General features: G+C 66.9%; 24 protein-coding genes. 10 read left to right on the top strand and 14 right to left on the bottom strand.

From position 1 onward, the window contains the following. The 4 genes from FHS02_RS23525 (at nucleotide 1) to FHS02_RS23510 (ending at nucleotide 2,776) form a co-directional block, all read left to right on the top strand. Nucleotides 1–741, top strand: a complete 741-nt coding sequence (locus FHS02_RS23525) for an MgtC/SapB family protein (protein WP_137315521.1) — start codon at nucleotides 1–3, stop codon at nucleotides 739–741. A gap of 120 nt (nucleotides 742–861) precedes the next feature. Continuing rightward, nucleotides 862–1,446, top strand: a complete 585-nt coding sequence (locus FHS02_RS23520) for a DUF924 family protein (protein WP_137315522.1) — start codon at nucleotides 862–864, stop codon at nucleotides 1,444–1,446. Continuing rightward, the gene (locus FHS02_RS23515) at nucleotides 1,446–2,267 is read left to right on the top strand and encodes a Rossmann-like and DUF2520 domain-containing protein (RefSeq protein WP_137315523.1); all 822 of its coding nucleotides are present in this window, start codon (nucleotides 1,446–1,448) and stop codon (nucleotides 2,265–2,267) included. Before FHS02_RS23520 ends, FHS02_RS23515 begins: the two co-directional genes overlap by 1 nt. A 146-nt stretch (nucleotides 2,268–2,413) precedes the next feature. Further along, the gene (locus FHS02_RS23510) at nucleotides 2,414–2,776 is read left to right on the top strand and encodes a hypothetical protein (protein WP_137315524.1); all 363 of its coding nucleotides are present in this window, start codon (nucleotides 2,414–2,416) and stop codon (nucleotides 2,774–2,776) included. A gap of 65 nt (nucleotides 2,777–2,841) precedes the next feature. Here the strand turns inward: FHS02_RS23510 and FHS02_RS23505 are convergent, their stop codons facing one another. Then, on the bottom strand, nucleotides 2,842–3,414 hold the full coding sequence (locus FHS02_RS23505; RefSeq protein ID WP_137315525.1) for a putative pterin-binding protein: 573 nt from the start codon (nucleotides 3,412–3,414) through the stop codon (nucleotides 2,842–2,844). Nucleotides 3,415–3,464: 50 nt separating this feature from the next. Between FHS02_RS23505 and FHS02_RS23500 the strand changes: the two genes are divergently transcribed. Both FHS02_RS23500 and FHS02_RS23495 read left to right on the top strand, forming a co-directional pair. Further along, on the top strand, nucleotides 3,465–4,061 hold the full coding sequence (locus FHS02_RS23500; RefSeq protein WP_137315526.1) for an alpha-ketoglutarate-dependent dioxygenase AlkB family protein: 597 nt from the start codon (nucleotides 3,465–3,467) through the stop codon (nucleotides 4,059–4,061). 223 nt (nucleotides 4,062–4,284) lie between these two features. Next, the gene (locus FHS02_RS23495) at nucleotides 4,285–4,869 is read left to right on the top strand and encodes an outer membrane beta-barrel protein (protein ID WP_137315527.1); all 585 of its coding nucleotides are present in this window, start codon (nucleotides 4,285–4,287) and stop codon (nucleotides 4,867–4,869) included. Nucleotides 4,870–5,016: 147 nt separating this feature from the next. Here the strand turns inward: FHS02_RS23495 and ettA are convergent, their stop codons facing one another. The 3 genes from ettA to FHS02_RS23480 form a co-directional block, all read right to left on the bottom strand. After that, on the bottom strand, nucleotides 5,017–6,684 hold the full coding sequence (gene ettA, locus FHS02_RS23490; RefSeq protein WP_131148337.1) for an energy-dependent translational throttle protein EttA: 1,668 nt from the start codon (nucleotides 6,682–6,684) through the stop codon (nucleotides 5,017–5,019). A gap of 76 nt (nucleotides 6,685–6,760) precedes the next feature. Beyond that, a complete protein-coding gene (rarD, locus tag FHS02_RS23485) occupies nucleotides 6,761–7,666 on the bottom strand; it encodes an EamA family transporter RarD (protein WP_137315528.1) in 906 nt (301 codons plus the stop codon). Next, a complete protein-coding gene (locus FHS02_RS23480) occupies nucleotides 7,663–8,127 on the bottom strand; it encodes a GNAT family N-acetyltransferase (RefSeq protein WP_137315529.1) in 465 nt (154 codons plus the stop codon). Before FHS02_RS23480 ends, rarD begins: the two co-directional genes overlap by 4 nt. Before the next feature lie 119 nt (nucleotides 8,128–8,246). Here FHS02_RS23480 and FHS02_RS23475 point away from each other — a divergent pair, with 119 nt between their 5' ends. Next, entirely contained in the window at nucleotides 8,247–10,121 is a 1,875-nt protein-coding gene (locus FHS02_RS23475; RefSeq protein WP_443094134.1) for a potassium transporter Kup, read from the top strand. A gap of 154 nt (nucleotides 10,122–10,275) precedes the next feature. Further along, nucleotides 10,276–10,716 (top strand): FKBP-type peptidyl-prolyl cis-trans isomerase, encoded by a 441-nt coding sequence (locus FHS02_RS23470; RefSeq protein WP_137315531.1) that lies wholly within the window; start codon nucleotides 10,276–10,278, stop codon nucleotides 10,714–10,716. Nucleotides 10,717–10,806: 90 nt separating this feature from the next. On the opposite strand, the gene FHS02_RS23465 is transcribed toward FHS02_RS23470, so the two are convergent. Genes FHS02_RS23465 through FHS02_RS23450 form a run of 4 tightly spaced genes read right to left on the bottom strand, consistent with a single transcriptional unit; the run spans nucleotide 10,807 to nucleotide 17,629 of the window. Beyond that, the gene (locus tag FHS02_RS23465; RefSeq protein ID WP_137315532.1) at nucleotides 10,807–13,197 is read right to left on the bottom strand and encodes an ABC transporter permease; all 2,391 of its coding nucleotides are present in this window, start codon (nucleotides 13,195–13,197) and stop codon (nucleotides 10,807–10,809) included. An 11-nt stretch (nucleotides 13,198–13,208) separates the two neighbouring features. Beyond that, nucleotides 13,209–15,623: an ABC transporter permease gene (locus FHS02_RS23460; RefSeq protein WP_137315533.1), complete on the bottom strand. Its 2,415-nt coding sequence runs from the start codon at nucleotides 15,621–15,623 to the stop codon at nucleotides 13,209–13,211. Beyond that, entirely contained in the window at nucleotides 15,620–16,300 is a 681-nt protein-coding gene (locus FHS02_RS23455; protein WP_137315534.1) for an ABC transporter ATP-binding protein, read from the bottom strand. Before FHS02_RS23455 ends, FHS02_RS23460 begins: the two co-directional genes overlap by 4 nt. Before the next feature lie 42 nt (nucleotides 16,301–16,342). After that, entirely contained in the window at nucleotides 16,343–17,629 is a 1,287-nt protein-coding gene (locus FHS02_RS23450) for an efflux RND transporter periplasmic adaptor subunit (RefSeq protein WP_229422293.1), read from the bottom strand. Between the two features lie 184 nt (nucleotides 17,630–17,813). On the opposite strand from FHS02_RS23450, the gene FHS02_RS23445 reads away from it, so the two are divergent. Both FHS02_RS23445 and FHS02_RS23440 read left to right on the top strand, forming a co-directional pair. Further along, nucleotides 17,814–19,217 (top strand): sigma-54-dependent transcriptional regulator, encoded by a 1,404-nt coding sequence (locus FHS02_RS23445; RefSeq protein WP_137315535.1) that lies wholly within the window; start codon nucleotides 17,814–17,816, stop codon nucleotides 19,215–19,217. Beyond that, entirely contained in the window at nucleotides 19,207–20,430 is a 1,224-nt protein-coding gene (locus FHS02_RS23440; RefSeq protein WP_137315536.1) for a sensor histidine kinase, read from the top strand. The genes FHS02_RS23445 and FHS02_RS23440 overlap by 11 nt, the downstream gene beginning before the upstream one ends. Before the next feature lie 100 nt (nucleotides 20,431–20,530). Here FHS02_RS23440 and FHS02_RS23435 read toward each other — a convergent pair whose 3' ends face one another. From FHS02_RS23435 to FHS02_RS23410, 6 genes are all read right to left on the bottom strand, one after another. Then, nucleotides 20,531–20,983, bottom strand: coding sequence for a GNAT family N-acetyltransferase (locus FHS02_RS23435; protein ID WP_137315537.1), 453 nt, complete (start codon nucleotides 20,981–20,983; stop codon nucleotides 20,531–20,533). A 54-nt stretch (nucleotides 20,984–21,037) separates the two neighbouring features. Next, nucleotides 21,038–21,463 carry an organic hydroperoxide resistance protein gene (locus tag FHS02_RS23430; RefSeq protein WP_137315538.1) on the bottom strand — a complete coding sequence of 142 codons (426 nt, stop codon included), beginning with the start codon at nucleotides 21,461–21,463 and terminating at the stop codon, nucleotides 21,038–21,040. A gap of 180 nt (nucleotides 21,464–21,643) precedes the next feature. Further along, nucleotides 21,644–22,687: a histone deacetylase family protein gene (locus FHS02_RS23425; protein ID WP_137315539.1), complete on the bottom strand. Its 1,044-nt coding sequence runs from the start codon at nucleotides 22,685–22,687 to the stop codon at nucleotides 21,644–21,646. Nucleotides 22,688–22,699: 12 nt separating this feature from the next. Next, on the bottom strand, nucleotides 22,700–24,295 hold the full coding sequence (gene gshA, locus FHS02_RS23420; RefSeq protein ID WP_137315540.1) for a glutamate--cysteine ligase: 1,596 nt from the start codon (nucleotides 24,293–24,295) through the stop codon (nucleotides 22,700–22,702). Between the two features lie 149 nt (nucleotides 24,296–24,444). Then, on the bottom strand, nucleotides 24,445–25,287 hold the full coding sequence (prmC, locus tag FHS02_RS23415; protein ID WP_137315541.1) for a peptide chain release factor N(5)-glutamine methyltransferase: 843 nt from the start codon (nucleotides 25,285–25,287) through the stop codon (nucleotides 24,445–24,447). Then, entirely contained in the window at nucleotides 25,284–25,757 is a 474-nt protein-coding gene (locus tag FHS02_RS23410) for a disulfide bond formation protein B (RefSeq protein WP_137315542.1), read from the bottom strand. The genes prmC and FHS02_RS23410 overlap by 4 nt, the downstream gene beginning before the upstream one ends. Between the last annotated feature and the right edge of the window lie 100 nt (nucleotides 25,758–25,857).

The following is a 25,857-nucleotide window of genomic DNA, read 5'->3' as shown; positions in this document are numbered from 1 at the left end:
ATGACGCGCGACCTGCTGGGGGCCTACTGGACGTCGGCCGAGCTGGTGACAAATGGCGTCATCTTCCTCAACCTGCTGGGCGCGCTGCTGCTCGGCATGCTGGTCGGCTACGAACGCTCGTACCATGGCCGCGCCGCCGGCATGCGCACCTATGGACTGGTGTGCATGGCGTCGGCCGCGCTGACCGTGATCGGCGGCTATCCCGAGCACTGGTTCGGCGGCCAGATGACGGCGCTGGTGGGCACCGATCCCACCCGCGTGATCCAGGGCATCGTCACCGGCATCGGCTTCCTCGGCGCGGGCGTCATCATGCGCGAGGGATTCAACATCAGCGGGCTGACGACGGCGGCGTCAATCTGGGCTTCGTCGGTGATCGGCATCCTGGTCGGCGTGGGCTTCTATGCCGCGGCGATGGGGCTGGCGCTGCTGTCGGCCGTGGTGATGATCTACCTGTCGAAGATCGAAGCCTGGCTGCCATCGCGGCACGCGATCGCGATCACGCTGCGCTTCAAGCCGGGCTACGAACCGCAGGAAGCACGGCTGCGCGCACTGGCGAACGAGCGCGGCTACGAGATCGCCGGCGGTTCGCTGATGATCGCGCTGCAGGGAGGACGGATGGAATGGCGCTTCGTCGCGCTGGCCCACAGCAAGCGCAGCGGCGCCCCGCTGGGCAAGCTGGCGGAAGAAATGGCGCACTACGAAGGCGTGGAAGGGTTCCAGATCACCCACGCGCGCAACTGAGGAAGTTACCAAAAACCGGGGGCGTAGCCGGGGTTTCAAGGAGCACAGCTCCTTGCCGGCGCAGCGATGCCGGCCTGCAAGCCAGCATTCCCTCCAGACCCTCCATTACAGGAAACATTTATGCTCGTGACATCGCAAGACGTACTGGATTTCTGGTTCCTGCCGATCGGCGTGAAAGGCCATAACACGCAGCGGCCGGAATGGTTCCGCAAGGATGACGCGTTCGATCGCCAGGTGTTCGCCGAATTCGGCGATGCCGTCGAGGATGCGCTGGCGGGCGGCCTGCGCCGGTGGGACGATGAAGGAACCCAGGGTGCGCTGGCGCGCATCCTCGTGCTGGACCAGTTCACGCGCAACATCTACCGCGGCACGCCGAAGGCGTTTGCCGGCGACACGCTGGCGCTGGAAGCGGCGCTGGCGATCGACAACTCCGGTGCCAACCAGACGCTGCCGCCGGTCCAGCGCGCGTTTTCGTACATGCCGTTCGAGCATGCCGAAAGCCTGTCGATGCAGGACCGCTCGGTCATCCTGTTCGACAAGCTGGCGGCTTCCGCCGCGGGCTTTGACAGCATGCTCGATTTTGCGAAACGCCACCGCGACGTGATCCGCAAGTTCGGCCGCTTCCCGCACCGCAACGAGATCCTGGGCCGCGCGTCGACGCCGGAAGAGGTGGAATTCCTGAAAACGCCCGGGTCCGGATTCTGATGCGCACGCTGGCCATCGTCGGTGCCGGGCATGTCGGCCGCGCGCTGGGGCGCCTGTGGCACACGGCCGGCGTGTTCGACATCGCCGGCGTGCTGGCCCGTTCGCCCGGCTCGGCGCAGCGTGGCGTGGATTTCATCGGTGCCGGCACCGCCGCCGCGGACGTTGCCGCGCTGCCCGCGGCCGACGTCTATTTGCTGGCGGTGACGGACGACCAGATCGTGCCGGCCTGCGCGGCGCTTGCCGCCAGCCGCCCGTTGCAGGGTGCGATCGTGTTCCACTGCAGCGGCGCGCTGGCGTCGGGCACGCTCGAAGCGGCGCGCCAGGGCGGCGCGCTGCTTGCCAGCGTGCACCCGATCCGCAGTTTCGCCGATCCCGCCGCCGTGGCGGCGGCATTTGCCGGCACGTTTTGCGGCATCGAAGGCGATACCGCGGCACTGGCCGTGCTGGCGCCGGCCCTGGAGGCAATCGGCGCCCGGCCCGTGGCGATCGATCCGGCCGCCAAGACCGTCTATCATGCGGCGGCGGTCTTCGCCAGCAATTACGTCGTCACCGTGCTCGATGCGGCGCTGCGTGCCTACGAAGCGGCCGGCATTCCCGACGACGTGGCGCGCGAACTGGCGCATCCGCTGGCGCAGGAGTCGCTGTCGAACGTGTTCCGGATGGGCGCGGCCCAAGCCTTGTCCGGCCCGGTTGCGCGGGGCGATTACGCGACCGTCCAGCGGCAGCAGGCCGCCGTATCGGCCTGGGATACCGATACGGGCACCCTGTATGGCGCCCTTGTGCCGCCTACCGCGGCGCTGGCGGCGCGCAAGCGCCAATAACCGGCAGTCAATCTTGTCCGGTTGACGTCAAAGCGTTGCGCTGAAGCAAAAAAAGTCACGCTATCATCGACAAACTTGGCGCGAAGCAATAAGCTAGGTCCTCTTATTACTTCACCGACCGGCGCCGCGCCGGACAGGGGATCGTTATGTTATTTCTGAAGTCCACGACCGTCACCAAGGCGCCCGGCATCTACGAAGTCGACGTTGCTGCAAAACCGCCCGGCAAGACCTACGGCGTTTACCTGGCAACCGACCCGGACAATCCGCCGGCCGCCGTGCTCGAGGCACTGGCCTCCGCCGGTTTCGTGCAGACCCACAGCTCCGCCTACACCCACAAGGACCGCGGCAAGGTGCTCGACCTGCACTTCCAGAAAGACGGCACGGACCTGTTCAAGGGCTGGAAAGTAGAAGAGTGCGAAGCCAACATGGCGCAGATCGGCAAGATCTTCGGCGACGTCGGCGTCGCCTTCACGCCACGTGTCATGTCGCTGGCCGAAGCGTACGCGTAAGGCGAGAAAAAATCGGGGACAGTCCGGCGATCCGGGCCGTCCCTATTTTTTCGACCTGCTGAACCTCAGGAAATGTCGATGTGGTACAAGGCCCACGGGCAGGAGCCGAAGCGCTCGGCCACGGGTTTTGCCGCCATGTCCGGCACCCGGTCCGCGTCGTACACCGCCCATAGCGGGCCCAGGCCGCCGAGTGCCATCGGTGCGCCATCCATGTGTGTTGCCACGATAAAGCGTTGCTTGCGCGCCTGTGCGCCGGTGACCGAGGCCGCATAACCGTCCACCGCACGCAGCGTGATGCGGGTGCCGTCCACAAGGGCGACGCCGGCCGCGTTCAGCACGTCGGCCAGCAACGGGCCGGACAGCGTGTGGACCTTGCCGTCGTATTCCAGCGTGGGCCGGATCGTCAGCGCCGGCAGCGCGGCCAGCGCGCCGTAGTCGAATGCCCATGCCTTGTCGAACGACAGCTTTTGCTTGAACATCATCTGGTCCGCCACCGGGTCGAACCTGGCGCGATTGGCTTTCGGGATCGCGCCCGTGACCGTCAGCAGCGTCGGGCCGCGCTGCCCGTTCCTGGGTGCGGCCAGCGCCGGCGCCATGCCGGTGGCTGCCAGCGCAGCCAGGAAGGTACGTTTTTCCATCGGGATTCCTCGTTGTTATTGTCGTGCGGAACGTCCGCTATCATAGCGTGATGGACCTGTTTTCCGCCGATGCCACCCTGCAGCCGATACCGATCGACGACGGCGAGCTGGCCTTCCTCGCGCAACTCCCGCTATCGATGCCGAACGATGCGGTACTGCGCCGCCTGCTCCACGAGATTGCCTGGCGCGAGGAAACCATTTTCTTGTTCGGCAAGGCCCAGAAGCAGCCACGCCTGTCGGCCTGGTATGGCGAGGCCAGCTACACCTATTCCGGCCGCACCTTCCACCCGCTGCCGTTCACGCCGCTGCTGCAGGAGATCAAGCGTGCCGTCGAGGAGGCGACCGGCAAGCGTTTCAACAGTGTGCTGCTGAACTGCTACCGCAACGAGCGCGACAGCATGGGTTTCCACAGCGACGACGAACCCGAACTGGGCCCGGAACCGGCAATCGCCTCGGTGTCGTTCGGCGCCACACGCACCTTCATCCTGAAACACAGGAAGCGGCCGGCCACGGTGAAGCTGGACCTGACCGATGGCAGCCTGCTGCTGATGGCCGGCACGCTGCAGCGGCATTGGCGCCATGGCATCAACAAGGAAACCAGGCCGCGCGGCCTGCGCGTCAACCTCACTTTCCGTGCAATTCGGTAGATCCTTTCCAGGACTACACTTTATTAGGGTTTCTTAAGGAAACGCCGTCAGTTTGGGCGTGTTCACCTTGTTTCAATAGCCATTACATCTGCTAACAATTATTACGGAAATGGACCTTTTATAAATGGGGTACGGTGCTATCTTGGTCTCGTCGCGGTTCCATTGATACGAACAGCGATCCCGCAGCACTGTAAAAACAACCAATTTGCTGAGAGATCAAATCATGAAAAAAACCCTTCTTGCCCTCGTTGCTTCCGCTGCCGCCTTTGGTGCCGTTTCCGCCCATGCCGCCGATGGTTCGCCCTATGTCGGTATCGGTGGCGTCGTCAGCGAACATCGCTACGAGCTGCGTAATGACTCCACCGGTGTCGACAACAGCAAGCACGAGTACGGCGGAAAATTCTTCGCCGGTTACCAGATCAACCCGATGTTTGCCGTGGAAGCCGGCTACACGGACTTCGGCAAGTCTGACTATTACTACGCTGTGAATGGCGCCAGCGGCCGTGCCGAGGCGGACTCGGAGTCCTACTACCTCGCCGGCAAGGCCAGCTACCCGGTGGCGGAAAAGGTCAACGTGTTCGGCAAGCTGGGCGTGGCCCACAACAAGAACGACGTGATGGCATCCGGCCTGGCCGCCGGCTACAACGGCGAGAGCAGCCGCAATTCGGTGTACGCATCGCTGGGTGCCGAGTACGCGGTGAACGAGAAAGTCGCGTTGTCGCTTGAGTATGAGCACTACGGCAAGAACGATATCGACGTGGGCCGCAGCAAGGGCGCCGTATCGCTGAACGCGCGCTACAGCTTCTAAGCGGATTGCAGCGCGTTGCACCGGTCGAGGCCGGGCGCGACAGCGGAGCCGTCATGGGTTCCAATGTCCTTGTGCCCGCCTCCCCAAACGGTTTCTTCGTGACAGAAGAAAAAACGGACTCCGAGGAGTCCGTTTTTATTTGCTGCCTCAGTTCGTGAGAGGCTTGTAGCGGATGCGCTTCGGCTTGGCACCTTCCTCGCCCAGGCGTTTTTTCTTGTCCGCCTCGTATTCCTGGTAGTTACCGTCGAAGAACGTGACCTGCGAATTGCCTTCGAACGCCAGGATATGGGTGGCGATGCGGTCCAGGAACCAGCGGTCGTGCGAGATCACCATCACGGAACCGGCGAATTCCAGCAGCGCATCTTCCAGCGCGCGCAGCGTTTCCACGTCCAGGTCGTTCGACGGTTCATCCAGCAGCAGCACATTGCCGCCCTTGAGCAGCGTCTTGGCCAGGTGCAGGCGGCCGCGTTCGCCACCGGACAGGTTGCCGACGATCTTTTGCTGGTCGCCGCCCTTGAAGTTGAAGCGGCCCAGGTAGGCGCGGGACGGCATCTCGAAACGGCCCACGCTCAGCATGTCGGCGCCGCCGGACACGTCTTCGAACACGGTCTTGTTGTTGGCCAGTTCGTCGCGGTTCTGGTCGACCAGCGAGACTTTCGCCGTCTTGCCGATGACGACTTCGCCGCTGTCCGGCGTGTCGATGCCGGCGATCATCTTGAACAGCGTGGATTTACCGGCACCGTTCGGGCCGATGATGCCGACGATGGCACCCGGCGGCACGATGAACGACAGGTTGTCGATCAGCAGGCGGTCGCCGAATGCCTTGGAGACGTTCTTGAACTCGATCACGTCGTTGCCCAGGCGCTCGGCGACGGGGATGAAGATCTCCTGCGTCTCGTTGCGCTTCTGGTATTCGTATTCGGACAGTTCGTTGAAGCGGGCCAGGCGGGCCTTCGACTTGGCCTGGCGCGCCTTCGGATTCTGGCGCGACCATTCCAGTTCCGTCTTCAGCGCCTTCTGGCGGGCCGATTCGGTGGACTCTTCCTGCTGCAGGCGGGCCTGTTTCTGGTCCAGCCACGAGCTGTAGTTGCCTTTCCACGGGATGCCGTGGCCGCGGTCCAGTTCCAGGATCCATTCGGCGGCGTTGTCGAGGAAGTAGCGATCGTGGGTGATGCCGACGACGGTGCCAGGGAAGCGCAGCAGGAACTGCTCCAGCCATTCCACGGATTCGGCATCCAGGTGGTTGGTCGGTTCGTCGAGCAGCAGCATGTCGGGCTTGGACAGCAGCAGCTTGCACAGCGCCACGCGGCGCTTTTCACCACCGGACAGCACGCCGATTTTCGCATCCCATGGCGGCAGGCGCAGCGCATCGGCGGCCATTTCCAGCTGCAGGTTCAGGTTGCCGCCATCGGCGGCGGCCAGGATCGATTCCAGGCGCTGCTGCTCGGCAGCCAGCGCATCGAAGTCGGCATCTTCCTCGGCATACGCGGCGTATACGGCGTCCAGTTTCGCTTGCGCCTCGAACGCTTCGCCCAGGCCCGACTCCACTTCCTGGCGAACGGTTTTTTCCGGATCGAGCTGCGGTTCCTGTGGCAGGTAGCCGATCGACAGGCCCGGCATCGGGCGCGCTTCGCCCTGGATGTCGGTATCGATGCCGGCCATGATTTTCAGCAAGGTCGACTTACCGGAGCCGTTCAGGCCCAGCACGCCGATCTTCGCACCCGGGAAGAACGAGAGCGAAATGTCCTTCAGGATCTGGCGCTTGGGCGGGACGATTTTGCCCACGCGGTTCATGGTATAGACGTAATTTGCCATTGAGAAATTCTCGAATTGAGTGATGTAACTTTAAAGAAGGTCAACAAGGATACGCCAAACGGTGCTGGAGGGCCAGTCAGGCAGCCGCGCGCCGGCTCGTCCAGAACCCTTCAGCCATGTACAGCGCCAGCGCGCTCCAGATCACGATGAAGCCGGCCAGCCGCGCTGTCGAGAACGTCTCATGGAACACGACCAGCCCGAGCATCATCTGGATCGTCGGCGCGATGTACTGCAGCATGCCCAGCACCGACAGGGGAATCTTGCGCGCGCCGGCGGCAAACAGCAGCAGCGGGATCGCGGTGATCGGGCCGGCGGCGACCAGCAGCGTGCGCGTCCAGTCGCTGGGCGTATTGACGAAGGTGTTGGCGCCATGGACCGTCAGCCAGATCAGGTAGCCGCCGGCCAGCGGGAACAGCAGCAGCGTTTCGAACGACAGGCCCTCCAGCGCCGCCAGCGCGGCGGTCTTGCGCAGCAGGCCGTAGGCACCGAACGTGGCGGCCAGTACCAGGGCGATCCATGGCAGCGCGCCGGCCTGCCAGGTCAGCCAGGCCACGCCGGTGGCGGCCACGCCGATCGCCAGCCACTGGCCGCCGCGCAGCCGTTCCTTCAGCACGAACAATCCAAGCAGCACGTTGAACAGCGGCGTGATGAAATAACCCAGGCTGGCATCGATCACGTGGCCGTTGTTCACGGCCCAGATGTAGATGAACCAGTTGGCCGACAGCAGCAGCGCGCTGGCCGCGAACGTGGCCACGACCTTCGGCTGCCGCAGCACCGCCGGCAGCCATTTCCATTGCTGGCGCACGGTCAGCACGATGCACAGGAACAGCAGCGACCAGACCATGCGGTGCGCCAGGATTTCCATCGGCGGCACCTCGCCGATCGCATGGAAATACAGCGGGAACAGTCCCCACAGCAGGAACGCGCTGGTGGCGTTCAGCACACCGCCATAGCCGTCCTCCTTGCTGGCGTCCTTCGTCATGGCAGTTCCAGGTGCAGGATCGGGTACGGATGGCCGAACGGATCGCGTTCCGAGCGGCCGGCCTGGCGAAAGCCCATGCGCGCATAGAAGCCGGCGGCCTGGCCATTCTGCTCGTTCACGTCCACCTTCGTGGCGCCCAGGGTGCCGATCGCGAACGCCGTCAGCGTGCGGCCGGCGCCGGTGCCGCGCCGCGCCGGATGGACGAACAGCATCTCGATATTGCCGTCGGCCACGCCAATGAAGGCATACGGGGCGCCAGCGGCGTCGCGCAGGCAGTACAGTGGCGTAAACGTGCCCAGCAGCTCGCGTACCAGCGGCACCAGCGTGGCAATCGCTTCCTCGGACAGGAAGTCGTGGGTGGCGCGTACCGACGCTTCCCACACCTCGAACAGGCGGGGAGCATCTTCGGCGGTTGCCCGGTCGATGCTTGCGGGGTTCGCGATGGTTTTTTCAATGGTCATCTGTCATCCTTCGAGGCGCGACCTTAACACAACGGCGCAGCATGCGCTGGTCACCGGCGGCTTGCTTTTAGAGGGCGATTGGCCTATTGTGCAGTGCGCAAAAAAATAATTCGGGTGCAATTTTGACAGACAAGAAAAGCAGCCTCGCTACATTGACGCTGGCGGCCGTGGGGATCGTTTACGGCGACATCGGTACCAGCCCTCTCTATACCCTCAAAACCATCTTCGACCCGGACCACGGACTGGCGCTCACCGAAGCCAACCTGCTGGGCGTCGTTTCGCTGATCTTCTGGGGACTGACGATCGTCGTTTCGCTGAAGTACGTCACGCTGGTGCTGCGCGCGGACAACCGCGGCGAGGGCGGCATCATGGCCCTGATGGCGCTGGCGCTCAATTCCGTGAGCAAGCGCTCCGGCTGGCATTTTCCGCTGCTCGTGCTGGGGGTGCTGGGCGCCACCATGTTCTATGGCGACAGCGTGGTCACCCCGGCGATTTCGGTACTGAGCGCGATGGAAGGCCTGGAAGTGGCCACGCCCGCGCTGGAACACTACGTCGTGCCGCTGACCATCGTGGTGCTGGTGTCGCTGTATTCGGTGCAGCGCCATGGCACCGCCGGCATCGGCCGCTTCTTCGGACCGATCATGGTGCTGTGGTTCCTGGCGCTGGCGGCCATGGGCATCGTCAACATCGTCGAGCGGCCGGACATCCTGCGCGCGTTGAACCCGCTGCACGCGGTGCACTTCATGATCGACAACGGCTTCGTGGCCTTCGTCGGCCTGGGCGCCGTGGTGCTGGCATTCACCGGCGCCGAAGCGCTGTACGCCGACATGGGCCACTTCGGCAAGAAGCCGATCCGCATGGCGTGGTTCGCGGTGGCGTTCCCCGCGCTGGCGCTGAACTACTTCGGCCAGGGCGCGCTGCTGCTGCACGCGCCGGAAGCGATCTCGAACCCGTTCTTCCAGCAGCTGGGCAGCTGGAGCATCTACCCGCTGGTGGTGCTGGCCACCATGGCCACCGTGATCGCATCGCAGGCCACCATCTCCGGGACCTTCTCCATGACCAAGCAGGCCATCGCACTGGGCCTGCTGCCGCGCATGCGCGTGATGCACACCTCCGAGCACCAGATCGGCCAGATCTACATCCCGGCCGTCAACTGGCTGCAGCTGATCGTGGTGCTGATCGCGGTGATCGGCTTCGGTTCCTCCGATGCGCTGGCCGGCGCCTACGGCATCGCCGTCTCGGCCACGATGCTGGCGACCACGATCCTGACGTTCTTCGTGATCCGCTACCGCTGGCACCTGCCGCTGCCGGTGTGCATCCTCGCGACCGGCTTCTTCCTGGTGATCGACGTGCTGCTGTTCTCGGCCTGCACGCTGAAGCTGTTCCACGGCGGCTGGATGCCGCTGCTGCTCGGTACCGCGCTGTTCACGATCATGCTCACCTGGCGCACCGGCCGCCAGCTGGTGTTCCAGAACCTGGAAAAGCATGCGATCCCGCTGGAGGATTTCCTTTCCTCGCTGTTCGTGGCGCCGCCGGTGCGCGTGCCCGGCACCGCCGTGTTCCTGCGCGGCGAAAGCGACGGCGTGCCGCACGCGATGCTGCATAACCTGTCGCACAACAAGGTGCTGCACGAGCGCGTGGTCTTCCTCACCGTGCACATCCTGGAAGAACCGTACGTCGCGCCGGGAGAGCAGGTGCGCATCGCCGACCTGGGACACCAGTGCTACCAGGTCAACGTCGACTACGGCTTCAAGGACGAGCCGGACATTCCCGCCATCCTCGACCGTTGCGCCGAACACGGCTTGCGCTTCGAGATGATGGAAACCTCGTTCTTCATCGCCCGCCAGACCGTGATCTCGGCACCACAACAGGGCATGGCGCCATGGCGCGAACATCTGTTCGTGGCGATGTCGCGCAATGCCCGCGCCGCGGCCGATTATTACCAGATCCCGCCGAACCGCGTGATCGAGCTGGGCACGCAGGTCGAGATTTGATCGTGAATGTGTAAGGAAATGTTGTACTGGGGGAGCGGCAGTGGCACTCTGTTAAACTTTCGCTCCACCGGCAACCGCCAACCAAGCGAGCAGCCATTGGCAACGGCTTTGCAACGGCTTTTTCAACGACTTTTAATCCAGTAAGAGTGACCACATGAAATCGATTCTCCAAATTCTCGCGACGCTGGCTTGCGCGCTGGCCCTGACCGCTTGCGGCGGCAGCGACGACGCACCGGTAACGACTCCCGACCTGCCAGTGGTCTCGAAGGCCGACCTGGCGGTGGGTACCGGCATCGAAGCGATCGCCAGCGACACGGTCACCGTGGCCTACACCGGCTGGCTGTACGACAGCACCAAGACCGAGAACAAGGGTACCCAGTTCGACCAGGCCACCGCGGCAAGCCCGTTCACCTTCCAGCTGGGCAAGGGCGCCGTCATCGCCGGTTGGGACCAGGGCGTGGTCGGCATGCGCGTCGGCGGCAAGCGCCGCCTGGTGATTCCGCCAAGCCTGGGCTATGGCGGCACGGCGAATGGCCCGATCCCTGCCAACTCGACGCTGGTGTTCGATATCGAAGTGCTGGCGATCAAGCGCTGACGATCAAACGCTGGATCAAACACTGAGCATCGTGACGAAAAAATGGCGGCCTGCGGGCCGCCATTTTTTTTGCCGTTTCGCCGCTGCCCGTCACTCCCGCAAGGCGCCGGCCGGTGACAGCCGCAACGCTGCCAGCGCATGGCGCGCCGTGGCCAGCAGCGCCACCAGGGCTGCCAGCAGCGTTGCCGCCACGAGCGGCCATTGGCCCAGCGGCGCGCGTTCCACGAAACCTGCCAGGTAGCGCTCGATCGCCAGCCATGCCAGCGGCACGCCGAACAGGGCGCCGGCCGCCAGCAGCGCGGCGAATTCGCGGCCCAGCAGCCGCGCAATGGCGCCCATGCCGGCGCCGTACAGCTTGCGCAACACGATCTGCCGGCGGTTGCGCTGCACGCTGTAGGCGGCCAGCACGTAGATGCCGAAGGCGGCCAGCCCCACGGCCAGTGCGCTGGCCGTGGCCAGCATCCGGGCCAGCCGTGCATCTTCCTGGTAAGTGCGTGTGAACAGCGTCGCGGCAGGCTGCACGGTCATGATCCGGTCGGGAAAATAGCGCCGCCACAGCGGCGCCAGTGCGCGTTCCACTTCCTCCATGCCGGCGCCGGTGCGCACCGTCAGCACGCCGTAGTTCGGCTGCAGCAGGTAGACGATCGGTTCGGTTTGCCGGCGCAGGTCGTTATGGCGGAGGTCCGGCGCGATGCCGACGATCGGGCCATGGTCGGGGAAGGGCGCCTGGCCGACCGCCGCCTGCGGCGCCGGATAGTCCAGCGCGGCGGCAGCAGCGGCATTCAGCACCAGCGCATCGCCCCCCGCGCGGTCGGTATCGGCCCGGTACAGCCGGCCGAAGCGGGGCCCGATGCCATATACCTCGAAGAAGTCCGGCGACACCGGCTTGATCTCCAGCCGCAGGTCGCGCCCGTCGCGGGTGCGGAAACCCTGCACGATCTTCATGCCGTCGCGGCCGACCGCCTCCGACGACAGCGCGGCCCCGCCCGACAGCGGCAGGCCGCGAACCGCCTCGGCAAAGGCCTGTACGGCCGCCGGCCTGGCATCCTCGGGCAAGTCCACCGTCACCAGCGGTGCCGGGTCGAAGCCGGGATCGGCCCGGCTGGCAAAGTGCGTCTGCCACGCCACGGCGATGGCCATGCCGCCGAGCGCGATCGCGGTGGCGAACTGCAGTGCCGTCAACCCGCGGCGCAGCCATAGCCCGCCCACCGTTTCGCTGTTGTCGCGGCCGGCCAGCGCCGCGGCCGGCCGCACGCGCAGCGCCACCAGTGCCGGCCAGCTCCCTGCGAGGATGCCGGTCAGCAGCGCCGCCAGCAGCGCGAGGGCGATGCGGGCCGGGCTGAAGAAACCGTCCAGCGTGCGGTCGACCAGGCCCGCGAACGTGGGCAGCAGCAGCCATGCCAGCATCATGCCCAGTACCGCGGCGAGCAGGCAGACAAGCACCGATTCGGCGATGAATTGCGCGGCCATGCGCGGCGCGCTGGCGCCGAGCAGCTTGCGCAGGCCCGATTCGCGCTGGCGCTGCTGTGCGCGCACGGTGGCCAGGTTGACGTAGTTCGTGACGGCCAGCACCAGCACCAGCAGGGCGATGCCCGCCAGGCCCAGCACGGCGGAGCGCTTGCCGTAGTCGTCGCCGCTGCGGCTGGCCGCCATGTCGGGGTCGAAATAGACGTCCGGCAGCGCCATCAGTTTCACTTCGGTGCCCGGACCCTGCATCGCCCTGCCGATCGGGCGGGCGCGCATGCGCTGCTCCATCGGCGACGCATCCATGGCTTGCTGCAGCAGCGCTGCCAGCTGCGCGGAATCGGCACCGGGCACCAGCTTGAGGAAAATGCCGCCGCGTTGCCAGCCCGGCACCAGCGTGCGCTCCGCCGCAGGCCGCGCACGGCTCAACGGTCCGGTCAGCGCCTCCCACCGCGTGGTGACGTTGGCCGGGAGGTCGGGCAGCATGGCGGCCACCCGCAAGGTTTCGCCGTTGACCTGCACCGTACGGTCCAGCACACCGGCATCGGTGCCGAACAGGCGGCGCGCCGTGCTGCGTGTCACGGCCAGTGCATCGGGCCGGGTCAGGGCCGCTTCGATGTCGCCGGCCAGGGGCACGATGCCGAACATGCCGGCGAACGCCTTGTCGACGGCAAGCACCGTCACGTCGTGCAGCTGTGCGCCGGCCCGCACCGGCGTGCGCAGCCGCACGGCGATGCTGGCCTGCTCCACCATGCCGCTGTCCACCGCGACCTGGCGCAGCGGCAGCATCGAGCGGGGATCCCAGTCCGGCCGGGGGAACCAGTTGATGCGCTGCTTTACCTGCATCACGCGCCCGGCATCGGGCACGTGGCTGTCGTAGCTGAAGCAGTAGCGCACATAGCCGAGCAGCAGGAAACACGCGGCAAAGGCCAGTGCCACCCCGAGGACGGTCACCAGCGAAAAGCCGGGCTCGCGCAGCAGCAGGCGCCAGCCGATACGGAAATCGCGCAGGGTCATTGCTCTCCTCCTCAGGCGCGCAGCACGGCGGCGGGCGCGGCGCGCAGTGCGGCGATGGTGTGGCGCAGCGTGGCGATGGCCGCCACCAGGATGGCGATGGCGGCGGCACCCAGCAGCGTCCAGCCACCGATCGGCGCATGGTCGACGAAGCCGGCCAGGTAGGCACGGATCGCCAATGCGGCCGGTGGCAGGCCGATCATGGCACCCAGCGCCAGCAGCACGGCGAATTCCCGGCCCAGCAGCCTGGCAATGGCGGCACGGCCGGCGCCGTACAGCTTGCGCAGCACGATCTCGCGGCCGCGCCGCTGCACGTTGTAGGCCGACAGCACATAGATGCCGAACGCCGACAGCAGGATGGCGACGATGCTGGCGGCCCCTAGCAGGGTCGCCAGGCGCAGGTCTTGCTGGTAATTTTCGGCGAGATAGCTGGCGGCCGGGCGCACCAGGGCAATATCTTCCGGGAAGAACTTGCCGAACAGGGCGATGGCCTGCCGTTCCACATCGCGCAGGTCGGCGTCGCTGCGCATCGTCAGTACCGAGCCGGCCAGCGAGTTCCGGTAGAACATCGGCTGCGGTTTTTCACGCAGCGATTCATGGCGCAGGTCGGGTGCGATGCCGATCACGCGGGCCGCGAGCTGCTTGCCATTGTGATCGAACGATACCAGTTCGCCGACCGCTGCCTCGGCGCCAGGGAAGCCCAGCGCCAGCGCGCCTGCCCGGTTCAGCATCACCGTGGTCGGCGTCCTGTCCTGCTCGATCTTCGGGTCGAACGTGCGGCCTGCCACGGCCGCCACGCCATACACCTGGAAGAAGTCGGCCGATACATTGCGCGATACCAGCACCACTTCGCGCCCGCCCAGCCGCCGGATCGGGCCATTCTGGCCGGCGAACGGCTGGCCGACGGCGTTTTCGGAGAACGCCACGCCCTGCACGTGGGGCAGGCGGCGCAGCGCTTCGCGAAGCTGCAGGCCCTGCGGTCCCTGCCACAGCGCGCGCGGCAGTTCGACCGTGAGCAGCGGCGCCGTATCGAAGCCGGGATTGGCCGAACTGGCGTAGCGGGCTTGCCAGGCAATGGCCAGCGTGGCCGCCGTCAGTCCCATCGCCACGGTCAGCTGCAGCACGGTCAGCGCCCGGCGCAGCCACAGGCCGCCACGGGGCTCCATTTCGCGGCGGATGGCCAGCACGGTCGCCGGCCGCATGTCCAGCGCGATCCACACCGGGTACAGCCCGGCCAGCAGCCCCGCCACCGCGCCGACGGCCAGCGCCGCCAGGATCGCGGCGGGCGACATCATCCGCTCGAGCGGGCGGTCCAGCATGCCGGACACGGCCGGCAGCAGGAGCCAGGCCAGCAGCAATCCCAGCGCCGTCGCCAGCATGGCGACCACCAGCGCCTCGGCCAGCAACTGGCTGGCGAGGCGGAAGGCACCGGCGCCGAGCACCTTGCGCAGCACGATTTCCGGCTGGCGCCGCGTGGTGCGCACGGCGGCCAGGTTGACATAGTTCGCCACCGCCAGTGCCAGCACCAGCACGCCGACCGCGCCGAGGCCGATGACGAGGGGCCTGGCGCCATGCGGCGTGCTGCCCGGGCGTCCCTCCAGGCTGGTGTCGAAATACAGGCCGGTCAGCGGGGTCAGCGCCAGGTCGACCATCTTGCGTGTTCCCAGCTTGCGCAGCAGGTCGGCCGGGACCTCGCGCAGCAGCGGGGAATGGTCGAACTCGCGTTGCATGTGGGCGGTGAAGTGCTTCGGCGCGATACCGGGCGCCAGGCGCACGTACAGGTAGCCGGCGATCATGCCCCATGACTGCTCCATGTGCTCGCGGTATTCGCGCGGCATCAGGACGCTGCCGAAGCTGTTGACGAGTTCGTAATGAAGGCTGGACGCCGCCGGCGGGTCCGCCAGCAGCGCCGCCACGGTCAGCGCCTTGCCGTCGATATGCAGCACCTTGCCCAGCGCCTGGCGGGTACCCAGCGCCTTCAATGCCGCGCTGTAGGTCAGCGCGACCGCATCGGGGCGCGCCAGGGCCTGCGCCAGGTCGCCCTCGGCGGCCGCCAGGCCGAACACTTTCGGAAATCCTGGCGATACCGTCAGCAGATCGAGCCGCTGCATGCCGCCCGGCGTGCGCAGGCTCGCCGTGGCGGGCATGGCCAGCGCGGCCGCCTGCGTCATGCCGCTTTTTTCGGCCACGCCCAGCAGCGGCATCGGCATGCCTTCGAACCAGCCGGGCTTGCCGATCAGGTTGATGTGCTGCTTGACCGCATACACCTCGTGCGCGGCCGGCACATGGCGGTTGTAGCCGAACGAGAAGGCCACATAGGCCAGCAGTGCGAAACAGGTGGCGAAACCGGCCGCCAGGCCAAGGATCGTGACGACCGAATAGCCCGGTTCGGCGACCAGGTGGCGCCAGGCGAGGCGCAGGTGCCTCATGCGGCACGCAGCGCATCGACGATGATGCGCCCGTCCAGCAGGTTCAGCGTGCGCGAGGCCTGCGCCGCATGGGCCGGCGAGTGGGTCACCATCACGACCGTGGTGCCCTCGGCGTTGATGGTGCGCAGCAGGCGCATCACGTCGTCGCCGTGGGCGGTGTCCAGGTTGCCGGTCGGTTCGTCGGCCAGCAGGATGGCGGGGCCGGCCACCAGCGCCCGGGCGATCGCCACGCGCTGCTGCTGGCCGCCGGACAGTTGCGACGGACGGTGTTTCGCGCGGTGCGCCACGCCCAGCTTGTCCAGCATGGCCGCCACCTTCACCTTGCGTTCCTTCGCCGGCATGCCGGTGTATTCGAGCGCCAGTTCCACGTTCTCGAACACCGACAGCTCCTCGATCAGGTTGAAGCTCTGGAAGATGAAGCCGATGCGGCCGCGCCGCAGTTCATTGAGCCGCGATTCGCTCCAGCCGGACACGTTGCGGCCCTCGAACCAGTAGTCGCCGCTGGTCGGCACGTCCAGCAGGCCCAGCACCGACAGCAGCGTGGACTTGCCGCAGCCCGACGGGCCGGTGATGGCCACGTATTCGCCGGCGTCGATATCGAGGTCGATGCGGTCGAGGGCCGTGGTCTGTACTTCGCCGGCCACGTGGATCTTGCTGACGCCTGACAGTTTGAGCATGGGAATTCCTTTGTTGGGAGTATGAAGATTACTGCAAAGTGATCAGCGGTCGAGCTGCAGCCTGGCCGAGTTGCCGAAGGCCGCATACGCGGAAACGATCACGCGCTCGCCCGGCGCGAGACCCGACAGCACCTCGATCTGTGCATTGTTGCGGCGGCCGGTACGGATGGTGCGGCGTTCGGCATGGGTGGCATCGGTGAACACATACACCCAGGCCGCGCCGGAGTCGGCCACGAAGGCGCCGTTCGGCAGCAGCAGGGCCGGCCCCGGTTCGCCCAGCGTGATTTGCGCATCCAGGCTCTGGCCCGGACTCAGCATCGGCTGGCCTTCGGTGAACAGCAGCTCGGCCGTGAAGCGGCCTTCCTTGATCTGCGGGTACACGGTACCGACCTTCACCGGATAACGGCGGCCGTCCTGGGTGACCATGCCCATGCGGCCAACGGCCACGCGGGTCAGGTAGTACTCGTCGACCAGGGCGGACAGCTTGAAGCGCTGCGGATCGTCGATGCGGCCGACGCGCTTGCCGGTCACGATCGATTCGCCCACCTGCAGGCGGAAGTCGGTCAGCCGGCCGGCGACGGGTGCGCGCACGGCCAGCGCGTCGACGGTCTGCTCCACCAGGCGCAGGCCGGTGGCCAGGCCCTTGATCGTCTCTTCGAGGCGCCCGAGGGCGTTGCCGCGCACCTTGTCCTCCGCTTCGATGCTGTGCTGTTCGAGCGCCAGCGCGCGCTGCGCCTTGTCGTGCTTGTCGCGCGCTTCTTCCAGCGCCACGGCGGAAACATACCCCTGGCCGGCCAGCCGTTCGGTGCGGGCCAGGGTTTTTTGCGCCTGCTCCAGCGCAAAGGACAGGTCGTCCAGCCGGCGCTGGCGTTCGGTGCGGTTGCTTTGCTCGGCCACCCGCAGCGTCGACAGGTTCGAGATCTGCTGCGCGTATTCGGACTGGCGTGCCAGCAGTTCCAGGTTGCGCTGCGGGTTCGAGATGCGGAACAGCAGCTGGCCCTTGTCGACCAGGTCGCCGTCGCGCGCATGGACTTCCTCGATGCGGCCCGATTCCACCGAATCGAGCATCACGGCGGTCAGCGCTTCGGCATTCGCGCGCACGGCGATGTCATCGCGGAAGATGCCCCGTTCGACGGTGACGATGCGCAGGTCGGCGCCATCGACCTGCAGGCCGCGCGGCATCCAGTGCCAGATCGCCGCGCCGGCGGCCAGCAGCGCCAGCAGGCCGGCGACCGCCAGCGCAATGATGCGGCCGCGGCGGCGCGGCACGATGGTGTCCATCGCCGCGCCGCTCGCCGGCTTGCTGGAGGAAGGGTTCATGATGTGCATGGCCTCTCCACTGCAAAGCACGTGCCAGGCTTGTTATGGCGTATCCACGGGGCGCTCCACGGCGGTTCTGGCCGGAAGCGGACAGGGTGGGGTGTCCGCTTCCGGACAGCTCGCAAAAGCCCTGTCCGCAGCGCGAATGCTGCTGCTAGAATGCCCCGATCCCAACCGTGCCGAAGCGCCTTCCATGTCCGATTCCACCGCCCGGATCCTGATCCTCGACGACGATGCCGACGTGGCGTACGCGGCGCGCATGCTGCTGCGCCGCCGCTACGGCGAGGTGGCGGTACTGCACGACCCGGCACAGCTGAACGGCGTGCTGGCGCGCGGCATGCCCGACGTGGTGCTGCTCGACTTCAATTTCACGCCGGGCCGCACCGATGGCGCCGAAGGCCTGGCCGCGCTGGACCTGCTGCGCCGGCAGCCGCAGCCGCCGGCCGTGATCGCGCTGACCGCCTATGCCGATGTGCCGCTGGCGGTGGAGGCATTGAAGCGCGGCGCCGCCGACTTCATCACCAAGCCGTGGGATAACGCACGGCTGGTGGCGGCCGTCGATTCGGCGCTGGCGCGGCGGCGGCCCGCCACGGGCCCGGCAATGCACGGCGTGTCCGGGCTGATGGGCGATTCGGCGCCGATGCAGGCGGTGCGCGCGATGATCGCCGGCGTGGCGCCCACCGAGGCCAACGTGATGGTGCTGGGCGAGAACGGCGTCGGCAAGGAGCTGGTGGCACGGGCGCTGCATGCGCAATCGCGCCGTGCCGCCGGCACGTTCCTGTCCGTGGACATGGGCGCGCTGCCGGAATCGACGTTCGAGAGCGAATTGTTCGGCCATCGCAAGGGCTCGTTTACGGACGCGAAGGCCGATCGCGCGGGGCGCTTCCAGGCCGCGCGCGGCGGCACGCTGTTCCTCGACGAGATCGGCAACATGCCGCTGGCTGCGCAGGCCAAGCTGCTGACGGTGCTGGAACGGCGCGAGGTCACGCCGGTAGGCGCCGACCGGCCCGAGAGCGTGGACGTACGCATTGTCAGCGCCACCAATCTCGACGAGGCGCGGCTGTTCGACCCCGGCGTATTCCGCGCCGACCTGCTGTTCCGGCTCAATACCATCGTGGTGCGCGTGCCGCCGCTGCGCGAGCGGCGTGACGACGTGCCGCTGCTGGCACGGCACTACCTGGCCTTGTCCGAGACGCAGTATGGGCGGCCGGCGCGTTCGATTGCTCCAGCGGCGGTCGATGCGCTGTGCGGCCACCCGTGGCCGGGCAATGTGCGGGCGTTGCGGCATGCCTGCGAGCGGGCCGTTATCCTGGGGGCGCATGCCGAATACCGGATCGACGATTTCGGACTGGCCGCGATTGCACTGCCGGCGCTGGCGCCGATGGCTCCGACGGCAGGGCAGACGGCGGCGGGAGTGGCGGCAGTGGCGACGGCGGCGGCAGGCGCGGTGCGCGAGGAAGCCACGCTGTCGTCGCTGGAGCGCGAGGCGATCGCCGCCGCGCTGGCGCAGGCGCAGGGCAACATCAGCCATGCCGCGCGCATGCTGGGCGTGTCGCGCGCGGCGCTGTACCGCAAGCTGGACAAGCATGGCATCTGAGCGGGGCCTGCGGCTCGGCGTGATGGCCGGCGCCGCGGCACTGGCCGGGCTTGCCGCCTGCGCGGTGACGGTCACGGATTCGCCGCGCCTGCTGGTGCTGTGCGCCCTGGGCGCCGTGGCAGCCACCATGGTGTCGTGGCGCTGCCTGGAACCATTGCGGCTGCCGGTGGCACGGCCAGAGTCGCCGGCCGCCGCTTCCGCATGGCCGGCATCGGCCTCGGTGCTGGCACTGGAGGCGCGGCTCGAGCATGCGCCGATCGCGCTGTTCCGCATCGACGGGATGTCCGGGCCGGATGCCGTCGTGCCGCTCAACGCGAATGCGCGGCGGCTGGTGGCGCCGGGGCGGGCCAGCGAACCGGAAACGCTGTACAGGCTGCTGGCCGCGCAGCCTGCGGATGAGCGGAGCCTGGTCAGCTTCGATACGGAACGAGGACTGGAGCGGGCAATGGTGGCCGTCTCCACGCTGACGGTGCAGGGACACGCGCAGCGGCTGGTGGCGCTGATGCCGGTCGAGAGCCAGCTGGAAGCGGAAGCGCTCAATGCGTGGCGCCAGCTGGTGCACGTGCTGACGCACGAGATCATGAATTCGCTGACGCCGGTCGCTTCGCTGTCGCGCACCGCGCACGACCTGCTGGGCGAGCTGGCGGCGGACTTGCCGGCCGATGCCGGCGAAGACCTGTCCACCGCGCTCGATGCCATCGCCCGGCGCGCCGCGAGCCTGGTCGACTTCGTGTCGAGCTACCGCAGCCTGTCCACGCTGCCGCAGGCGCGGCCCGAGCGGGTACACCTGGGGCAGCTGTTCGCGCGGCTGGCGGCACTCGTCGGGCCACGCTGGCAGGCGCGCGGCGGCAGCGCCGAATTCTCCGTCGAGCCCGCATCGCTGGAAGTCATGGTCGATCCCGGGCAGCTGGAACAGGCGCTGATCAACCTGCTGAAGAACGCCTTCGAAGCAACCGAGCACGTCGCTTCACCGCGCGCCACGATCGTTGCGCGGCTGGGGCGCGGCGGGCGGCTGCGCATCGAAGTCAGCGACAACGGCGCCGGCGTGCCCGTCGACCTCGCCCCTCACATCTTCACGCCATTCTTCTCGACGAAAAAGCAGGGGCGCGGCATCGGCCTGGCGATGGTGCGCCAGCTCGTGCACGGCAACGGCGGCACCGTGCGCTACGCCCGCTCGGTCAGCAACGGCGCCCGCTTCATCGTCAGCTTCTAGCAACAATTTCCAGCGACCGAGTTGCCAAAAACCGGGGTCAGACCCCGAATTTTGGAAACATTTCCTGAAATCGGGGTCTGACCCCGGCGTTAGGAAACTTTTAGCGCAGCATGTCGATGTGCAGGATGCCGTCTTCGTCGTACGGGGCGCTGACGGTGGTGAAGCCGAAGCCTTGGTAGAAGCGTTCGAGGCGCTGCTGGGCGCCGATGCGGATGCGGTGGCCGGGGTGTTGCAGTTCGGCGCGCCGGATGCCTTCGGCGACGAGCTGCCGGCCGATGCCGGTGCCGCGGGCGATGGCGGGCGTGAGGATGCGGCCGAGGGACATTTCGCTGTACTTGGCGCCAGGCGCGAGGCAGCGCAGGTAGGCCACCAGGCGGCGTTCGCCGTTGGCCGTTTGCCAGGCCATCAGGTGGTGCGCGGCCTGGTCGTAGCCGTCCAGGTCGGGGTACAAGCAGGTCTGCTCCAGCACGAAGACGTCCTGCCGCTGGCGCAGCACTTCGTACAGGTCCCCGCGTGGGATGTTTTCAAACTCCAGCCACTGCCATTCGATCATTTCAACGCCCCCGGATAAAGCGGGCATTGTAAAGGCAGTGGCCGGGGAGGGCCGTTATACGACGGTCAGCGTGACGTCGATATTGCCGCGGGTGGCGTTCGAGTACGGGCAGACGATGTGCGCGGCCTGCACCAGTTTCTCGGCCGTTTCGCGGTCCAGGCCCGGCAGCGAGATCTTCAGTTCGACTTCGATGCCGAAGCCGGTCGGGATCGGGCCGATGCCGACGCTGGCGTCGATCGACGTATCGGCCGGCACGGCGATCTTGTCGCGGCCGCCGACGAATTTCATGGCGCCCAGGAAGCAGGCCGAGTAGCCGGCGGCGAACAGCTGTTCCGGGTTGGTGCCTTCGGCGCCGTTACCGCCCAGTTCCTTCGGCGTCGTCAGCTTGACGTCCAGCACGCCATCGCTGGACACGGAACGGCCTTCGCGACCACCGGTGGATTTGGCATTGGCACGGTACAGGACTTTTTCGATCGACATGATGCAGTTCCTTTCAGTTGAGTAATTTTCGATTCAATAGCGCACTATTTACAGGGCACGTATCGTTTGCTTTTCTGCTGCCTGGGACGCTGTTTGCGTCGTCCATGCAGTAACTATACATAGCCAGCGATTCAATAGCAAGCGATTTATTGTGAAATTGTCGTGACATCACAAGTGACATCACAACGCCGTCTCGAACCCTTCCAGCACGTTGACGACGTTGGTGCCCAGTTCTCGCAGCGGGCTGCCGCCTTCGAACACGAAGCAGGTGGGCAGGTTCAGCCAGGCAAGCCGTTCGCCGAGCCGCAGGTAGTCGCCGCCGCCCAGGCCGAAACCGCCATGGGGCTCGCCGTGAAAGGTGTTGGCGCCCAGCGCCACCACCAGCGCTTCGGGCCGGTACATCGACAGCCGCACGCACGCTGTCTCCAGCGCCGTGAACCATGCCTGGGGCGCGGTGCCGGCCGGCAGCGGCAGGTTGACATTGTAGCCATGGCCCGCGCCGCTGCCGGTTTCGTCGGCATGCCCGCTGTAGAACGGATAGGCCTGGCGCGGATCGGCGTGGATCGACAGGCACAGCACGTCCGCCCGGTCATGGAAAATGCTTTGGGTACCGCTGCCATGGTGGTAATCGACGTCCAGCACGGCCACGCGCTGCAAGCCATCGTCCAGCAGGTGCTGGGCGGCCAGGGCGGCATTGTTCAGGTAGCAGCCGCCGCCGAAGAAATCCGCGCCGGCATGGTGGCCGGGGGGCCGGGTCAGCGCAAAGCTGCCCCGCTCGCCCACGCGCAGCGCGTGCGCCGCGTTGACGGCACAGTCGGCGCCCGTTTTCGCGGCTACCCACGTGCCGGCGGTGAGCGGCGTGGTGGTGTCCATCGAATACAGGCCGAGGCGGGCACCGAAGTCGTCCGGCTCGATGTCGGCGCGCAGCGTGCGTACCGGCCAATGGGTCGCAAACGCGTCGCGCTGGGCGTGGGCAGGCGACAGGGCCGCCCATTCGCTCCAGGCATGGCGCAAAAAATGCAGGTAGCGGGGCGTGTGGGCGCGCTCGAGCGACATCAGGGGCACGCCGTGCGGCGTGACGATGCGCCCGAGCCCGCGCCGCCCCAGTTCGGCAAGAATGCCGTCGATGCGGTCGGGCATATCGCGCCCCGGGGTCGCGAGCCCCTGCACGAGTTCGTGCCGGGGCCGCAGTTGGCCGTGCTGTTCGTTATAGAAAGTCAGCACGCAGGGCCCGCGTCAGGCGTGGTTCGGGCACAGGTTGCTGGCGCGGTAGGCTTTCACGTAGTCGTCGAAGCTGCCCGTCTGCGTGCGCTCCAGCTCGGCCTGCTCGGCCACCGACGTGGCGGCCAGCGCGCCGAAATACGCTTCCTGTTCCGCGGTCGGCGGATGGGCGCGGAAGTAAGCCGCGTGCTTCCTGCTTTGCGCCAGGCCGAATGCGGTAAACGAATTGCCGTGCGCCGCCAGTTCCCGCAGCACGGTGGCCGATGGGGTGCGTTCGGGATCGGCCAGCTTGGGCGCCTGCTGCGCCAGCGCGTCCGCATGCTGGGTATCGCCGCGCAGCGCGTCCAGCAGTTCGGCAGCGGGGCGGATCCGTTCGAGCAGGTCCTCGCCCCAGGCACGCAGCGTGGTTTCCTGGCCATCGCGCGTCAGCGTCAGGCCAGGACGGCGGCCCTCCTTCACGGTGCGGGCGAAATTGCGTGCCAGGATTTCACCTTCCTCTTCGGCAATCGCCGGGCTTTCCTCGAGCGCGCAATACAGCAGGAACGCATCGAGGAAGCGGCCGGTCGTCAGGCCCACGCCGACCGGTTGGAACGGATCCACGTCCAGGCAGCGCACCTCGATGTATTGCACGCCGCGGTTGCACAGCGCCTGGATCGGCCGTTCGCCGGTGCGGATCACGCGCTTCGGCCGGATCGTCGAATAGTACTCGTTCTCGATCTGGATCACGTTGGTGGACAACTGCTGCCATTCGCCGTTCGCATCGCGGGTGCCGATCTTCTGGTACGGCTCGTAGGGCTGGTTGACCGCGCGGGTCAGCGTCGCGACATAGCTGTCGAGGCTGTTCTCATGGGGGCGCAGGCCGGACTGGGCATCGTTCTGGTAGCCCAGGTCGCTCATGCGCAGGCTGGTCGCGTACGGCAGGTACAGGGTGTCCGGCGACAGCGTTTCCAGCTTGTGCGGCCGGCCACGCAGGAAGCTGCTGTTCAGTGCGGGGGACGTGCCGAACAGGTACATCAGCAGCCAGCTGTTGCGGCGGAAATTGCGGATCAGCGACAGGTAGGCTTCGGACTGGTATGCCACCGGCGTCAGCGCCTGGCCGCCTGGCTCGCTGTCGGCCAGGATGCGCCACAGGCGCTCGTCGAGCGAGAAGTTGTAGTGGATGCCGGCGATGCACTGCATGGCCTTGCCGTAGCGCAGTGCCAGGCCGCGGCGGTACACGTGCTTCAGCGTGCCCAGGTTCGATTTGCCGTACCAGGCGATCTGGATGTCTTGTTCGGCCGGCAGCTGGCAGGGCATCGATTCGCTCCACAGCAGTTCGTCGCCCAGCTTGCTGTAGGCAAAGCGATGGATGCCGTCCAGCTTGTCCAGCGTGGTGGCAATGTCGGCTTCTGCCGGGGTGATGAACTCGGCCAGCGTTTCCGCATAATCGGTGGTGATCTCGGGATGGGTCAGTGCCGAGCCCCAGCCGGCCGGGTGCGGCGTGCGCGCCAGGTGGCCATCCGGCTGCACCCGCAGCGTTTCCCGTTCGATGCCACGCAAGCCGCCCCGCAGCACGTCGCGGTGCCGTTCCTCGGCCAGCAGGGCCAGGCGGCGCGTCAGTAGATTGGACAATTGGCTTTCCTTTCTGTGCATCAGACCAAAATATTGGTGCGAGAGTAACCGAAATTGTGAAAACACGTACGCCGGGGCCCCGACCGCGTCCGGTTCCGGGCACCACTCGCGGATTTTAGCAAAGCGATATCGGCAGTTCGGGGCGGTGGCTAACCCAGGCTGGCCGTGCCGGCGCGGCCGCCGGTCACGCGGGCGATGCCGGCCAGGTCGTGCCAGCTTTGCACGTCGTCATAACATCGGGATGACAGCAGCGCCTGCACGGCGGCGGACTGGTCATAGCCGTGTTCCATCAGCAGCCAGCCTCCCGGCGCCAGGCAGGCCGGCGCTCCCGCGACGATCGCGCGCAACGCGGTCAGGCCGTCCGCATGGTCGGTCAGGGCGCCGGCGGGCTCGAAGCGCAGGTCGCCTTCGGACAGGTGCCGGTCCCCTGCGGCGATGTACGGCGGGTTGGAAACAACCAGGTCGAAGGTGGCGCCGGCGATGGCGGCGAACCAGTCGCTGTGCAGGAAGCGCACGGACACGCCGTTCAGTTCGGCGTTGCGCTGCGCGATGGCGAGGGCGTCGGGGCTGACGTCGAGCGCCGTCACCTGCGCATCGGGGCGCGCATGGGCGATGGCGACGGCGATCGCGCCGCTGCCGGTACCCATGTCCAGCACGCGGCCGCGCGGCGGCAGCCGCTCCAGCGCCAGTTCGACCAGCAGTTCCGTTTCGGGACGGGGGATCAGCACGCCGGGACCGACCGTGAAGTCGAGCCCGTAGAATTCACGCTTGCCGACGATGTACGCGACCGGTTCGCCGGCAAGCCGCCGTTCCAGGAGGGCGGACACGCGGGCCGCTTCGTCTTCGGACAGCATGCGGTCGGATTGCGTGATCAGTGCCGTGCGGGTGATGCCCAGCGCATGGCACACGAGGATGCGCTGGTCGACGGGTTCGAGCAGCGCCATGCGCTGCAGCGCGGCCAGCGTGGTGCCGGGTGCGACCAGCGTGCTCATGCCTGGCGGCGCACCAGCACCCAGACCAGTGTCGCCGCCAGGATGGCGAACCACGCGGCGGACCACTGCGGTACCGACAGGCCCATGAAGCTATCCGCCTTCTCGCACAGGCCATCGGCCTCGAACAGCCAGGGCAGGTAGGTGGCGGTGGGGATCTTGTTGAGAGCGGTCGTCATCGGGTCGATACCACACGAGAACCCGGGATTGGCCAGCACGTACAGATGATTGCCGGCGACGCCGAGGCCGCCGATTGCAGCCGCCAGGCCAATGGCCGCGCCGAGCTTCGGCTTGCGGCCGAACGCGCCGATCAGGCAGCCGATCGCCACGGCGAGGAACAGGTAGCGCTGGATCACGCACAGCGGGCAGGGCAGCATGTCTTTCACGTGCTGCAGGTACAGCGCGACGGCGACCAGCAGCAGGCAGACGGCGGCGGTGGACAGGAGAACGGTGCGCGGACTCGGCGATTTCATTGTCGGTAACGTTGCTGGAATGTGAAGGCGCCAATTCTCGCACAAAGCCGCGCCGGCGTTCCGCCAGCATGCCCCGCACGCGCCGGCCAGGGCTTCCCGA

This window comes from Pseudoduganella umbonata (assembly GCF_014192225.1).
GTDB lineage: Bacteria > Pseudomonadota > Gammaproteobacteria > Burkholderiales > Burkholderiaceae_D > Rugamonas > Rugamonas umbonata.
Note: the sequence above shows the minus strand (reverse complement) of the source record. Positions and strands in the feature narration are given on the sequence as shown.